The sequence below is a fragment of the Mesorhizobium sp. M7A.F.Ca.US.014.04.1.1 genome, assembly GCF_003998745.1.
Classification (GTDB): Bacteria; Pseudomonadota; Alphaproteobacteria; order Rhizobiales; family Rhizobiaceae; genus Mesorhizobium; species Mesorhizobium ciceri.
In genome coordinates, this window is sequence record NZ_RZRW01001411.1 from 1 (window position 1) to 518 (window position 518).

The window sequence follows — 518 nt, forward strand, 5'->3', positions numbered from 1 at the left end:
GGGGTCGGCATGGCCGATGATTGGCGCGGGAACGCACGCAACTCAAATGAAGGGCGCGACACCCATTACCGGATCGAAGGACCAGCCGTGCCCGCATTCCAGGCGGCGTTCGCCGAAAACTGGCTTGAGACGACCGGCGAGACATTGCAGGGCGGGAAGTTCTACCCTGCAGTTGCGGCCGCTGGCGGTCTCGATGCGCAGTTGATACTTTCTTCGCAGCCAAACGGCTCGGAGAACATGGAGCTGATGATGTTGGCGGCAATAGCCGCGGCCAAGGATCATCTGCGCATCGGCATGGCCTACTTCGTGCCGGACGACATCGCGCTGCAGCAGATTCTTGATGCAAGGAAGCGAGGCGTCTCGGTCGATGTCATCGTTCCCAATTGGCTCACGGATGTGCCTGTGGTGCGAAAGGGCTCGCGCTTTTTCTGGGGCGAATTGCTCAAGGCCGGTGTGCGCATCTTTGAGTTTCAACCCACAATGTACCATCCCAAGCTTTTGATCGTCGACGATGTCTG

At 59.1% G+C, this 518-nt stretch carries 1 protein-coding gene; it reads left to right on the plus strand.

Features of this window, described 5'->3' with window-relative positions:
* Positions 1-518: phospholipase D-like domain-containing protein (locus EOA22_RS36835; RefSeq protein ID WP_245478820.1), on the plus strand; the 518-nt coding region annotated here is incomplete at both ends.